Here is a 12,315-nt window from a genome sequence, read left to right as displayed (position 1 = left end):
ACACACGTGCTCAACGAGGACTCGGGGACCGCAACCGCCGACGGCTACGTGGTGAAGGTTCCGGTGAGATGGTCGGACATGGACGTCTACCAGCACATCAACCACGCCCGGATGGTCACGCTCCTCGAGGAGGCGCGCATCCCGTGGCTCTTCCTCGACGGCAGGCCCACCGCGCCGCTGCGTGACGGCTGCCTCGTGGCCGACCTCCACGTGAAGTACCAGGCACAGCTGCGACATTCCGAGGGGCCCATCGAAGTGACCATGTTCGTCGAGCGTCTGCGCGCCGTCGACTTCACCGTCGGTTACGAGGTCCGCGCGGCCGGAGCCGACCCCGCGTCGAAACCGGCGGTCGTCGCCAGCACCCAGCTCGTCGCCTTCGACGTCGCCGGCCAACGCATCGCCCGGCTGACCCCGGAACAGAAGGAGTACCTGAACTCCTTCCGCCGCGGCGACGACCCGTCGGCGAGACAGCGCTGATGGAACGGTTCATCCAGATCGCGGAGTCCGATCGCTCCAACGCGTCGGCCTTCCTCGCCCACGCCCAACGGCTCGACGACGCCGCCGTCGTGCGCGTCGTCGCACGCTCGGACGGTCTCGTCGGACTCTGGACGCACACCGGATTCGAGGTGCTCGCGACCCGCGCGGTCTCCGGGCGGGTGGCACCCGCCGACATCGTCTGCGACGCCGCAACGCTGCACTCCGCGCTCGCCGCGGCGCCCGCGGGTGAACAGATCGATCCCGGATTCTCCCTCGACTCCGCCTGGCGCGGTGCACTTCCCGCATCCGTCGGCTACCGACACGTCGACGATGTGCCCGCGCGCAGCATCGTCGGCCTCGCGCGCGACGGTGCCCGCGTGGCGCGCGAGGAGGGAAGTGCTCACGGACCCGCCACGGGTGTGCTCGACCAGGACGTGCTCGAGGTCTCGACCGAGGACGGTGCGCTGCGCGCGGCGGTCACCATGCGGTCGCTCTTCGCTTTGACCGGAATGGGTTTCATCCGGGACCGCGACGGGCGCGCGGTCACCGAGAGCTCGCCGGTCGAGGACATCGATGCCGCCGAGCCGGTCCGGATCCGCTTGTCCGCGGCCTGGATCCGGGTCGACGCCCGCTACGGATCGGTGTACCAGCGGCGGCACCGCGACCTGTCGGTCACGGTTCTCTAGGCGTTGCTCAGACCAACCAGGCGGCGGCGTCGGGCGGCAGCATGCCGTCGACCAGCGGCGAACTGATCAGCAGCAGCTCGCCCGGTGGCAGCGGAACCGGGACCTCGCCTGCGTTCAGTGCGCAGATGAGGAACCCCTCCGACCGCCGGAATGCCAGGCAGCCTTCCGGTGCCCCGTACCAGTCGATCGAGTCGCCGGCGAATTCCGTTCGGTCGTAACGCAATTCGATGGCCGCTCGGTACAGCGACAGCATCGAGCCCACGTCCTCGAGTTGGACCTCGGCGGTCAGCGACCGCCACGACTCCGGCATCGGCAACCAGGTGTCGGCCGACGAGCTGAAACCGAACGGCGGCTCGGTGCCCTGCCACGGCAACGGAACCCGGCATCCGTCGCGGCCCCGCTCGGCGTGACCCGACCGCTCCCACACCGGATCCTGGAGGGACTCCTCGGGCAGGTCGTCGACATTGGGCAGGCCGAGTTCGGAACCGTTGTAGAGGAAGATCGAACCGGGCAGGGCCATCTCGACGACGAGCATCGCCCGGGCGCGGCGCGTCCCGCGTTCGAGATCGAGTTCGCCGGTCGCGGGGTCGACGGGGGCGTACCGCGTGACCTCTCGGGTGACGTCATGGTTCGACAGCGTCCAGGTGGGCGTCCCGGACACCGACAGGACCGCGTCGAGCGAGTTCTCGATGGCCTCCCGGATGGCCTCGGCGCCGAAGGGGGCCTTGGCGAGTCGGAAGTTGAAACCCAGATGCAGTTCGTCGGGGCGCAGGTACTCGGCGAACCGCTCGTTGTCGTTCACCCAGATCTCGCCGACGTTCGCTGCGCCCGGGTACTCGTCGAGGACCTTGCGGATCTTCCGGTGGATGTCGTGCACCGCATAGTTGTTGAACCGCGGATCGTCGTCGTCGTTCGAGAGCAGCGCGGTCTTGGTCAGATCCATGTCGGGTAGGTCGGCGGGCTTGGCCATCCCGTGCGCGACGTCGATCCGGAAACCGTCGACCCCGCGATCGAGCCAGAACCGCAGTGTCTTCTCGAGATCTTCGAAGACCTCGGGGTTCTCCCAGTTCAGGTCGGGCTGCTCGGCGGCGAAGATGTGGAGGTACCACTGGCCGGGACTGCCGTCGGCCTCGGTGACCCTGGTCCACGACGGCCCGCCGAAGATGCTGTGCCAGTTGTTCGGTGGCTCGTCGCCGTTCTCACCGCGACCGTCGCGGAAGATGTACCGGTCGCGTTCCGGACTGCCCGGACCAGCGGCGAGCGCGGCCTGGAACCACTCGTGCTGATCGCTGGTGTGGTTGGGGACGAGGTCCATCGTCACCCGGATGTCGCGGGCGTGGGCCTCGGCGATGAGGGCGTCGAAGGTGGCGAGATCGCCGAAGAGCGGGTCGATGTCGCGCGGATCGGCCACGTCATATCCGTGGTCGGCCATCGGGGAGGTCATGATGGGGCTGAGCCAGATCGCGTCGATGCCCAGCAGTTCGAGATATCCGAGTTTGCCGATGACACCGGCGAGGTCGCCGACGCCGTCGCCGTTCGCGTCGCAGAACGACCGCGGATAGATCTGGTAGAAGACCGCGGACTTCCACCACGTGGTGTCGGTCGGGTCCAGCTGTGGCACCGACACGGTGGCCGGTTCGATTCGTGCGGCGGCGGTTTCGGCATCCGGGATGAGATCGGCGTCCGGGTCGAGTTCGGCATCCGCCTCGGCCTCGATGGCCTCGTCGTCGAGGGCCTCCGGGTCGGTCGTCGCGGGATCGACGGCTTCCGGATCCGCGTCTGCGGTGTCTGTGGTTGCGCGATCGACGATTTCGGGATCGTCGGCCGCCGCGGCGTCCTGGGTGGGAACGGCGCTCACGGCGTCGCCGGTCTCGGCATCCGATGCGTCTCCGGCGATCTCGGGGGTGTCTCCCGACAAGTCACTCACGTTGCCCTCGGTACCCGTGGTCTCCGGTACGTCGGTGTGTGCGCCGTCGGTCTGACCCCCGTCAGATGGCTCGGCGGGGACAACATCTGGTGTCTCATCGCTCACCGTGGCCATTCTGCCCTACCTGAGTTTTCGGCGAGAAATCCTGGTCAATCGGCGCGTCGTGGGCGTGTCGGGAGTCGGTGGCAGCAAGCAGAAGGACTCCTGCGCCCTCAGATCGGTGAGTTCATCATCGACTGGGCGGCCATCTCCATGTAGTCGACGAGCGCCTGCCGATGCGGTGGGTCCAGGGTCTCGTCGTCGATCGAGGCGATCGCGGTGTGCATGCACCGCAGCCAGGCGTCGCGCTCGATCGGGCCGACCCGATAGGGGTTGTGGCGCATGCGCAACCTCGGATGGCCGCGCTCCTCGGAGTAGGTCCGCGGACCGCCCCAGTACTGCTCGAGGAACATCCGCAGCCGTCGCTCGGCAGGACCGAGGTCCTCCTCGGGATACAGCGGGCGGAGCACCTCGTCCTTCGCCACCTCGGTGTAGAAGACCGCGGTGAGTCGTCGGAACGTCTCCGCGCCGCCGATCTCCTCGTAGAAGCTCCGCGGGGCCGGGTCGGGGGAGTTGCCGGATTCGCCAGTCACAGCCGCCATTGTCCCTACGACCGAGGGGTGCCTCAACGTCGCGGGCCCCCGGTGGGTCCCGGACGGGGGGTCTTGCCGCGGATTTTCCGTGCACGAGGTCGGTGTCCGTGGTGAACTTGTGCAGGTCAACCTGTTCACGCCGACCTGGCGGGAGGGCGAATGACGCACCGGTCACATCACAAGACGGGCGAGGTGACGAGGCTGCACGGCGGTGCCGCCTCGCAGACGGCCGGGTCTCGGCCGCGGACACGCCGCCGGGTGCTGTTGCTCAACGCCACCTACGAGCCGCTGAGTGCGGTCACCATCCGCCGCGCCGTCGTCCTGATCCTGCGTGGACGCGCCGACATGGTCCACGCCGACGAGTCCGGGGGAGCGTTCCACTCGGCCGCGACGGAGGTCCCGGTGCCGACGGTGATCCGTCTGCGCAACTATGTGCGGGTCCCGTACCGCGCGTCCGTGTCGATGACCCGGGCGGCGCTGATGCATCGGGACCGGTTCCGCTGCGGCTACTGCGGCAAACCCGCCACCACGATCGACCACGTCGTGCCGCGTAGCCGGGGAGGCGCGCACAACTGGGAGAACTGCGTGGCGTGTTGTGCGTCGTGCAATCACCGCAAGGCCGACCGACTGCTCAGCGAACTGGGCTGGACGCTGCGGAACCGGCCGGTCGCACCGAAAGGCCGGCACTGGGGGCTCATCGCCGCGGTCAAGGACATCGATCCGGCCTGGATGCAGTACATCGACGCAGGTGCCGCATGAGGCGCGTGGACACGCCGGGAATTGCCGTCCGGGAACTGTCTACGACGCGCTGTAGGGGTCGCTGCACCGGGCCGTGTGATGTGGGCTAGATTGATCAACGATGACCTGTGCCGACAACCGGCCTGGTCCGGCGCGACCATCGAAAGGGTGACATGGACAGCCTGATCGTCCCCATCGGAGTGCCAGTCACGATCGTGACGGTGCTCTTTGTCGTGCTCTGCGTTGTCGCGATGGTGTTCTCCAGCGGGGTCAAGTACCCGAAGGTCAAGGAGTACACCCTCGATCAGCAATGGGAGCATGCTCCGCTTCTCTTCAGTGCCACCGACATCGAACCGATGGCACTTCCGCGGCACGCGGAACCCGGCGACGTTGATGGGAGCTCGGCAAGTGGCAAGTGGTGAGGTTTCGCACGCGAACGTGAGTGCAGAGGTCGCGGCCCGCTCGGCCGCCGAACTTCCGCTGGGCGCCGTGATCACCAACAGCGGACGCATCTCGGCGGCCCGCTACCCGGGTGACACCCCGTCGACGCCGCCCTTCAGCAAGAAGGATCTGATCGCTCTCGACGACACCCTGAAGGCCGCGAGCGAGAAGGCTCTCGTGCGCTTCTCGGTCTACATCGGCGATCTCGACGGTGACCTCGACGCGAGCGCCCGTGCCGTCCTGGCGAAGGCTCCCGAGCCCGCCCACGGCACGCTGATCGCGGTGTCGCCGAACACGCGCGACGTCGTCATCGTCTCCGGTAGCGAGGTGTCGAGCCGCGTCAACGACCGCGTCGCCGCACTCGGCGTGACCGCAGCGGTCACCGGCTTCCGTCAGGGCAACCTGATCGACGGCCTCATCGCGTCGCTGCGTGTGATGGCGACTGCCGCCGCAGCAGGCTAGTCCAGCAGACCACGACGAAGGCCGCTCCACCTCCGGGTGGGGCGGCCTTCTTCGTGGTCGCGTCTGTCGTTGTGCCCGGTCGGGTGTCGGGTCAGCGGTACATGCGGACCAGGGGACAGGTGAACGGATCGCGATCCCCGAGCCCGACCTGGTTGAGGTAGCGGATCACGATGCCGTAGGACCCGACCAGCGAGGTCTCGGTGTACTGCACGCCGTGACGCGCGCAGTGCGCCCGGACCAGCGGCTGCACCTTCTTGAGGTTGGGCCGCGGCATGCTCGGGAACAGATGGTGCTCGATCTGGTAGTTGAGCCCGCCCATCATGAAGTCGGTGGTCGGGCCACCCCGGATGTTGCGCGACATCAGGACCTGCCGGCGCAGGAAGTCCACGCGCATGTCCTTGGGAACCAGCGGCATGCCCTTGTGGTTCGGCGCGAACGACCCGCCGAGCAGGAGCCCGAAGACGGCGAGCTGGACCGCGATGAAGGCGATCGCGAGGCCGGGTGACATCACGAGGAACGGAACCGCGACACCGAGGAGCAGGCGCAGCAGGATCAATGCGATCTCGACGGCGCGGTGCGGGACCGCGGTGCGTGCGGCGAGGCCCTGGAGGCTCGCGACATGGAGGGCGGCACCCTCGAGGGTCAGCAGCGGAACGAAGAACCAACCCTGGCGTCTGGTGAACCAGCCGTACAGGCCCGTCCGCTTCTCCGCGACGGCCGGCACGAAGGCGATGGGGCCATCGGCGATGTCGGGGTCGGTGCCCACCTGGTTGGGGGCCTTGTGGTGCCGGTTGTGCTTGTTGCGCCACCAGTGGAAGGAGAGACCGGCTCCCGCGGCGGCGAGAATCCGCGCGTTCCACTCGTTGGCCCCGGCGGAGGCGAACATCTGGCGGTGGGCGCCGTCGTGACCGAGGAAGCCGAACTGGGTGCTCACCACGGCGAGGAGAGCGGCGGGCACGATCTGCCACCAGGTGTCGCCGAGCAGGATCACCGCCGTCCAGATCCCGACGAACGCGAGGACGGTCAATCCGATCCGGGCGACGTAGAACCCGCGCCGACGGTCCAGCAGTCCTGATGCGCGGACCTCTGCCGCGAGTTCGGTGTAGGAACTCACGAATTTGTTGTCACGGGCCTGCGACACAGTTGAAAGGGACAAGAGTGCGTACCTCTGGCCTTCTGATTGGTGCCAGGTACGCCGGAGGGATCAGCTTTCGGAACTGAGGCGCGTCACGAGAGACATGAACCGGGATTGCGATGCATCAAGGGGCGAGGCCCATCATGCCACGATTCCGGTCGACGGACCCGGCCCGCGCCGTGATGGCGCGGGCCGGGCCTGCCCAGGTCAACGCTCAGGAGCGTGGGGCGGAACCCTCGAGCGCCTTCTCGTGGGTCGCGGCCCCGGTCGAGTTGAGGTCGTCGTCGACCATGTTCGACTCGTCGAACGGGACCCGACCGGCCAGCACCTCGTCGACCTGGTGCTTGTCCACCGTCTTGGTCCAGGAACCGACCAGGAGAGTCGCCACCGCATTGCCGGAGAAGTTGGTGACCGCACGCGCCTCGGACATGAACCGGTCGATACCGACGATCACGCCGACGCCCTCGAGCATCTCCGGGCGGTGAGCCTGGAGTCCGGCGGCGAGGGTCGCCAGTCCCGCGCCGCTGACGCCGGCGGCGCCCTTCGACGCGATGATCATGAACGCGAGCAGACCGATCTGCTCGCCGACCGACAGCGGGTCGCCCATCGCGTCGGCGATGAAGATCGACGCCATGGTCAGGTAGATCGCGGTTCCGTCGAGGTTGAACGAGTACCCGGTGGGCACCACGACACCCACGGTCGTCTTCTCGACGCCGAGGTGTTCCATCTTGGCGATGAGTCGCGGCAGGGCCGACTCCGACGACGAGGTCGCGAAGATCAGCAGGTACTCGCGGGCCAGGTACCGCACCAGGCGGAAGATCGACACGCCGGCGATGGTCCGGAGCAGGACGCCCAGCACGCCGAACACGAAGACCAGGCAGGTGAGGTAGAAAGCGAGCATCAGGGTCAGAAGCTGTTGCACCGCTGCCCATCCGGTCTGGCCGACGACGTTTGCGATGGCGCCGAACGCGCCGATCGGCGCGACCCACAGGACCATGGTCAGCACCTTGAAGACCAGCTTCTGGAAGTAGGAGACCGCGGTCAGGATCGGCTCGCCGGTGCGTCCCATCGCCTGGATCGCGAAGCCGACCAGGAGCGCGACGAACAGCGCCTGCAGCACACTGCCGTCGGTCAGTGCCGAGAGCATCGACTCCGGGACGATCCCCTGGATGAAGTCGATGGTGCCGCCCGACTCGTGGGCTTCCTTGGCGAGTTTGGAGCCCTCGCCGGAGACCGAGTCGATGTCGAGACCCTCGCCGGGCTTGAGGAGGTTGCCGACCACCAGTCCGATGGCCAGTGCGACCGTCGACATCACGAGGAAGTAGACGAAGGCGAGGCCGCCGACCTTGCCGACGGTCGCGGCCTTTCGCACCGATCCGATGCCGAGCACGATGGTGCAGAAGATGACCGGCGCGATCATCATCTTGATCAGAGCGACGAACGTGGTGCCCAACCAGCCGAGGTCCTTGCCGAGCTCCGGGGCCACGAGGCCGACGGTGACACCGGCGACCACCGCGATGATGACCGCGATGTAGAGCCAGTGCGTACGGTCGCGTTTGGCCCGTGGGGCCTCGGCTTCCGTCGTCTCGTCACCGGCCTTCGGGTCTACGTTCATCGGCAGTTCTCTCCTCGTGTACCGGGAACATGGGTGGTTAGGATTGTGAACCGACCAGGTGACCACCGTCACGGTTCTGTTCATTACGTTCACCGCTGCCGGGGAATAGCCCGATATGGGGCTTTGCCAAACACGACACGGCGAGTCACGCACTCGCGACGCAGTTAGGGGCCGAGCATGCGGTGGTTTCCGCGGACGCTGGCCGGTCAGGTGGCGGCGCTCGCGCTGACGGTCGTTGCCGTCGTGGTCGTCGCGGGCAGTGTGCTCGCGGCAATCGATGCTCGCGTCGACGGCGACCGGGCCGCCCGCGACGAGGTCACCGCGGTGGCGGTCAGCCTCGCCCAGGCGCCCTCGACGGTGTCCGCACTCACCTCGCCGGATCCGAGCGCGATCCTGCAGTCGGTCACCGACCGTGTCCGTCGGGAGACGGGCATCGCCTTCATCACCGTGCTGGGTCCGGACCGGACGCGCTACACCCACACCGACCCGTCCCTGATCGGTGCGCCCTATATCGGAAGCATCGACGCGGCCCTGCGCGGCGAGACGATCACCGAGACCTACACCGGCACCCTCGGCCCGTCCATCCGGACGATCACCCCGGTCCGGGGTCCCGACGGCCGGATCATCGGGATGGTCGCCGCCGGGATCACCCAGCGTTCGCTCACGTCGACCTGGCGCGGGGAGCTCCCTCGGATCGCCGTCACCGCCCTGGCGGCCCTGTTGACCGCAGCTGCCGGCGTCTGGTGGATCCGACGCCGACTGTTGCGGCAGACCGGCGGACTGGCCCCGGACGACCTGCGTCTGATGTACGACCACCACGACGCGGTGCTGCGCGCGGTCCGCGAGGGCCTGATCGTCGTCTCCGACGGTCGGCCGGCGCTGGTCAACGCCGAGGCGCACCGCCTGCTCGGCATCGGAACCGGCACCCCCGCAAGCGAACTGCCGGGTTTCCTGACCCGCGGCGACGGGGTGTCCGACGAGTTGCACGCCGAGGGCGGACGGGTACTGCTGGTCAGTCGCTCGCCGGTGTCCGGACGACGAGGCTCGTCGGTCGTCACGATCCGCGACCGGACCGAATTGGCCGAGGCCATGGGAGAGTTGGATTCGATGACCCGATTTGCCGAGGCGCTCCGCTCCCAGGCTCACGAGTCCGCGAACCGGCTGCACACACTGGTCGCACTGGTCGAGATGGGGCGGCCGGACGAAGCGGTCCGACTCGCGACCACCGAACTCGAACTGTCCCAACACCTCATCGATCAGATGGCCCAGGCGGTCGCCGAGCCGGCGCTGGTCGCGTTGCTCCTCGGGAAGAGTACGCAGGCGGCCGAACGGGGAATCGCGTTCTCGCTCACCGAGGATTCGCAGGTGAGCGACGAGGCCACCCAGATCCTGTCTTCGCGCGAGATGATCACCGTGGTGGGGAACCTCGTCGACAACGCCCTCGACGCCTGCGATCCGAACGACCCGTGGGTCGAGGTCGGGGTCGTCGGAGACCATGAGGCGCTCGAGATCGTCGTCGCCGACAGCGGACCCGGGATGGACGACGAACTGTTCCGGCGCGCGACCGCCCGGGGGTACTCCACCAAGTCCGGCGGCGACGACGCCGGCCGCGGACTCGGCCTCGCCCTCGTCTCGCAGGTCGTCTCCCGGCACCACGGGACGTTGACCGCCGAGAACACCTACGGTTCGGTCGTGACCGTGCGTATCCGGGCGGCGCAGTCGGGAACGGGGGAGGCCCGATGATCCGCGTACTGATCGTCGAGGACGAGCCGGTGATCGCCGAGGCGCACCGCGACTACCTCGCACGCATCGGCGGTTTCGAGGTCGTCGGCGCGGTGACGACCGCGCAGGAGGCGTTGCGCTCCGCACGGACGCATGGCGTCGACCTGGTGCTGCTCGACCTCGGTCTCCCCGACGCCCGCGGCACCGACCTCGCCTCCGCGCTGTCCGGGGTGCGCCCGGCCCCCGACGTCATCGCCATCACCGCGCAGCGAGACCTGCCGACCGTGCGCGACGCGATGTCGCGCGGGGTGCTGCTCTACCTGCTCAAGCCGTTCACGTTCGCGGCCTTCCGCGAGAAGGTCGAACAGTATCTGCGATATCGGGAGGCGTTGACCGGTGAGGCGGAGGCGGTCAGTCAGCGCGACGTCGACCGGGCACTGGCCGAGTTGCGTACCGGGGATCACCGGCGGTCGACGAAGAAGGGGTCGGCACCGCAGACCGAGGATGCGGTGTGTCGGGCCGTGCGCGACAGTGCCGACGGGCTCACCGCATCGGAAGTGGCTCGCGCGCTGGGATCTTCGCGCGTCACCGCATGGAGATATCTGGAGCGACTCGCCGACGACGGCGTCCTCGGCCGCGACACCCAGTACGGCTCGGCCGGTCGGCCGCAGGTGCGGTATCGGTGGAGGCGGGCCCGCCGGTGAGCGCCATCGGTACGCGGTATGGCGTTGGTGCTGGACAAACGGCGTAGACTGAATTTCGTCGGGTTGCACGCCGAGAGAATCACTGTTGGCGGCCCCGGTCACTTCGGCCGCATCCAGACGGCGACCGAGTCAGGCGAATGCCATGATCACCACCACTCGAATTCTCGACTCGCTTCCGCGCAGCCGCCTCTTCGGGCACATACGCGACTATCACCGCGCCCGACCGGGTCACTCGTCGAGGCCTCAGACAATCGTGAGCGGGATCCAAGAGCAGGATTCGCGCGACGTGCCGGGCGACCTGCTCGCCGAATGGGATGTCCAGTTCCATCCCGCGACCAGCGCGGCTACGAACGATATGAGCGACGTCGTCGGTGACGTCCTCGCTTGCCGGACCCTCCGGCGGGACCGTCATTCACGGACTGCGGTTCTCGAAGCCGACTCGCACCCGGTGATCCTGCTCGCCACAGATGTTCTCAAGGTCCGCGCCGGGGACGTCTGGGAAAAGGTGATGAGGACTGTCGAGGGTGGCGGAACCCTGTCAGATGTCCTGTTCGAAAACCAGAGACGGGAACCCTGATGTCCGCACGCCTCGATCTACCTCCCATTGCCCGCCGGCTCAACGAGCGACTCCTCGCGCACTCCCGGGCCGGCCGAACCGATGACGACACCGCGGCCATGGTCGGTGACCTGCGTTCCCTGATCGTCGACGCGGTGACCGAGCTGGAGAATGACGTGATCATCAGCAATGACCGATCTCGCAGTGCCGCAAAGCAATCGATTGGTACAGCGGTCCCCTCCGAACTCGCCGGGAGCCGGAACAACCCGGCGGTCCCGGATCCAAGAAGAGAGCTGATGTCATGACAGTCATCATCGGAGTCATCATCCTGGTCGCCGCGGTGATCGCGACGGCGGCCGGTTTTCTCGCCAACAACGGCAGTGCGAACGGTCTCGCACCTGACAGTTTCGCCGTCTTCGGCTACCACGTGAGCGGAACCACGGGTGCTCTTCTACTCCACGGTGTGGTGTTGGGAGCGCTCGGCATGCTGGGGTTGGCCATGATCCTGGTGGGGGCGAGGCGGTCCTCGCGCCGCGGGCACGTCGCGCGCCGCGACCTCAAACGGTCCGAGCAACGCGTCGCCGCCCTCGACCACGACCGGGCGGAGAACGCGAACGGCCCGGCGAACACAGTCGCTGTAACGTCGTCGAACCGGTCGCGCCACGCTCCGCGTACCTGGCGCCACCCGTTGGGTAGCAGGGCGTGAACGCGCCGACCGCGCATCCGCCTCGCCGGTTGCGGTTGCGGCTCAAGCCCGCCGATTCGGTTCGGGGGGCAGTCGATGGCGCGTGGTGGCCGCGAACACGCGACCTGGCAACGGAGCTCCCGGATATCGCACAAGCACTCGACACCCGGTTGCCGCGGCTCGAACGGGTCGGCTACCGGATCGCCGACTGGGATACCCAGCCGAACCGGAAGGTTGGGGTCGACGGCCGGTCGGTGCACTTGGAGGGCTTCGCCACGTGGGCGCCCGGCGAAGTTCGATTCTCTTGTCCGAGCGGGACACTGACGCTTGCCGTCCTCGGTCCGGAGACAGATCCGGACGCGGCGCACGGGATGATGATGCGTGCTGCCGAACGGACCAACACCCAGTCCGCGGAGACTCTCATCGCATCGGCGGCTGTCGCCGACGGACACCGGACCGGTCACGCCCCACCGGCGTGGGACACCCAAGAGACGACGACACCGATCGGTTGATCGGGCGCAGACTCCAGGTGAGC

14 protein-coding genes are annotated in these 12,315 nt (G+C 67.9%); 10 read left to right on the top strand and 4 right to left on the bottom strand.

All coding sequences use genetic code 11. From position 1 onward, the window contains the following. Positions 1–6: 6 nt before the first annotated feature. Positions 7–477: an acyl-CoA thioesterase gene (locus LQD00_RS20195; protein WP_232719114.1), complete on the top strand. Its 471-nt coding sequence runs from the start codon at positions 7–9 to the stop codon at positions 475–477. Then, complete coding sequence (locus tag LQD00_RS20190) at positions 477–1,163, top strand: hypothetical protein (RefSeq protein ID WP_232719113.1); 687 nt, start codon at positions 477–479, stop codon at positions 1,161–1,163. Before LQD00_RS20195 ends, LQD00_RS20190 begins: the two co-directional genes overlap by 1 nt. 7 nt (positions 1,164–1,170) lie before the next feature. On the opposite strand, the gene LQD00_RS20185 is transcribed toward LQD00_RS20190, so the two are convergent. Both LQD00_RS20185 and LQD00_RS20180 read right to left on the bottom strand, forming a co-directional pair. Then, positions 1,171–3,204: a glycoside hydrolase family 13 protein gene (locus tag LQD00_RS20185; protein ID WP_232719112.1), complete on the bottom strand. Its 2,034-nt coding sequence runs from the start codon at positions 3,202–3,204 to the stop codon at positions 1,171–1,173. Positions 3,205–3,302: 98 nt separating this feature from the next. Continuing rightward, complete coding sequence (locus LQD00_RS20180) at positions 3,303–3,731, bottom strand: globin (protein WP_232719111.1); 429 nt, start codon at positions 3,729–3,731, stop codon at positions 3,303–3,305. Positions 3,732–3,881: 150 nt separating this feature from the next. On the opposite strand from LQD00_RS20180, the gene LQD00_RS20175 reads away from it, so the two are divergent. The 3 genes from LQD00_RS20175 to LQD00_RS20165 all read left to right on the top strand — a co-directional run bounded on the left by LQD00_RS20175 (position 3,882) and on the right by LQD00_RS20165 (position 5,363). After that, positions 3,882–4,481 carry an HNH endonuclease gene (locus tag LQD00_RS20175; RefSeq protein WP_232719110.1) on the top strand — a complete coding sequence of 200 codons (600 nt, stop codon included), beginning with the start codon at positions 3,882–3,884 and terminating at the stop codon, positions 4,479–4,481. Positions 4,482–4,633: 152 nt separating this feature from the next. After that, complete coding sequence (ctaJ, locus tag LQD00_RS20170) at positions 4,634–4,882, top strand: aa3-type cytochrome oxidase subunit CtaJ (RefSeq protein ID WP_232719109.1); 249 nt, start codon at positions 4,634–4,636, stop codon at positions 4,880–4,882. Then, a complete protein-coding gene (locus LQD00_RS20165; RefSeq protein WP_006866759.1) occupies positions 4,869–5,363 on the top strand; it encodes a DUF5130 domain-containing protein in 495 nt (164 codons plus the stop codon). Before ctaJ ends, LQD00_RS20165 begins: the two co-directional genes overlap by 14 nt. Positions 5,364–5,454: 91 nt before the next feature. Here LQD00_RS20165 and LQD00_RS20160 read toward each other — a convergent pair whose 3' ends face one another. Both LQD00_RS20160 and LQD00_RS20155 read right to left on the bottom strand, forming a co-directional pair. Further along, complete coding sequence (locus LQD00_RS20160; protein WP_232719108.1) at positions 5,455–6,519, bottom strand: fatty acid desaturase family protein; 1,065 nt, start codon at positions 6,517–6,519, stop codon at positions 5,455–5,457. Between the two features lie 193 nt (positions 6,520–6,712). Further along, positions 6,713–8,113: a cation:dicarboxylate symporter family transporter gene (locus LQD00_RS20155; protein ID WP_232719107.1), complete on the bottom strand. Its 1,401-nt coding sequence runs from the start codon at positions 8,111–8,113 to the stop codon at positions 6,713–6,715. Positions 8,114–8,290: 177 nt separating this feature from the next. Here LQD00_RS20155 and LQD00_RS20150 point away from each other — a divergent pair, with 177 nt between their 5' ends. The 5 genes from LQD00_RS20150 (at position 8,291) to LQD00_RS20130 (ending at position 12,292) form a co-directional block, all read left to right on the top strand. Next, a complete protein-coding gene (locus tag LQD00_RS20150; protein WP_232719106.1) occupies positions 8,291–9,856 on the top strand; it encodes a sensor histidine kinase in 1,566 nt (521 codons plus the stop codon). Then, positions 9,853–10,539, top strand: coding sequence for a response regulator (locus LQD00_RS20145; protein WP_232719105.1), 687 nt, complete (start codon positions 9,853–9,855; stop codon positions 10,537–10,539). The genes LQD00_RS20150 and LQD00_RS20145 overlap by 4 nt, the downstream gene beginning before the upstream one ends. 142 nt (positions 10,540–10,681) lie before the next feature. Further along, entirely contained in the window at positions 10,682–11,116 is a 435-nt protein-coding gene (locus LQD00_RS20140; protein WP_232719104.1) for a hypothetical protein, read from the top strand. A 280-nt stretch (positions 11,117–11,396) separates the two neighbouring features. Continuing rightward, complete coding sequence (locus LQD00_RS20135; RefSeq protein WP_005198919.1) at positions 11,397–11,801, top strand: hypothetical protein; 405 nt, start codon at positions 11,397–11,399, stop codon at positions 11,799–11,801. Beyond that, positions 11,798–12,292, top strand: coding sequence for a DUF5994 family protein (locus LQD00_RS20130; RefSeq protein ID WP_232719103.1), 495 nt, complete (start codon positions 11,798–11,800; stop codon positions 12,290–12,292). The genes LQD00_RS20135 and LQD00_RS20130 overlap by 4 nt, the downstream gene beginning before the upstream one ends. Positions 12,293–12,315: the final 23 nt, after the last annotated feature.

The sequence above is a fragment of the Gordonia metallireducens genome (genome assembly GCF_021245825.1).
In the GTDB taxonomy this organism is placed as follows: domain Bacteria; phylum Actinomycetota; class Actinomycetes; order Mycobacteriales; family Mycobacteriaceae; genus Gordonia; species Gordonia namibiensis.
This window is presented reverse-complemented; position numbering and strand designations above follow the sequence as displayed.

What these genes read in the sequence shown, in the direction of transcription:
- LQD00_RS20190 (WP_232719113.1), top strand. Translation starts at nt 477, where the DNA reads ATGGAACGGTTCATCCAGATCGCGGAGTCCGATCGCTCCAACGCGTCG.
- LQD00_RS20185 (WP_232719112.1), bottom strand. Translation starts at nt 3,204, where the DNA reads ATGGCCACGGTGAGCGATGAGACACCAGATGTTGTCCCCGCCGAGCCA.
- LQD00_RS20180 (WP_232719111.1), bottom strand. Translation starts at nt 3,731, where the DNA reads ATGGCGGCTGTGACTGGCGAATCCGGCAACTCCCCCGACCCGGCCCCG.
- LQD00_RS20175 (WP_232719110.1), top strand. Translation starts at nt 3,882, where the DNA reads ATGACGCACCGGTCACATCACAAGACGGGCGAGGTGACGAGGCTGCAC.
- ctaJ (WP_232719109.1), top strand. Translation starts at nt 4,634, where the DNA reads ATGGACAGCCTGATCGTCCCCATCGGAGTGCCAGTCACGATCGTGACG.
- LQD00_RS20155 (WP_232719107.1), bottom strand. Translation starts at nt 8,113, where the DNA reads ATGAACGTAGACCCGAAGGCCGGTGACGAGACGACGGAAGCCGAGGCC.
- LQD00_RS20150 (WP_232719106.1), top strand. Translation starts at nt 8,291, where the DNA reads ATGCGGTGGTTTCCGCGGACGCTGGCCGGTCAGGTGGCGGCGCTCGCG.
- LQD00_RS20145 (WP_232719105.1), top strand. Translation starts at nt 9,853, where the DNA reads ATGATCCGCGTACTGATCGTCGAGGACGAGCCGGTGATCGCCGAGGCG.
- LQD00_RS20140 (WP_232719104.1), top strand. Translation starts at nt 10,682, where the DNA reads ATGATCACCACCACTCGAATTCTCGACTCGCTTCCGCGCAGCCGCCTC.
- LQD00_RS20135 (WP_005198919.1), top strand. Translation starts at nt 11,397, where the DNA reads ATGACAGTCATCATCGGAGTCATCATCCTGGTCGCCGCGGTGATCGCG.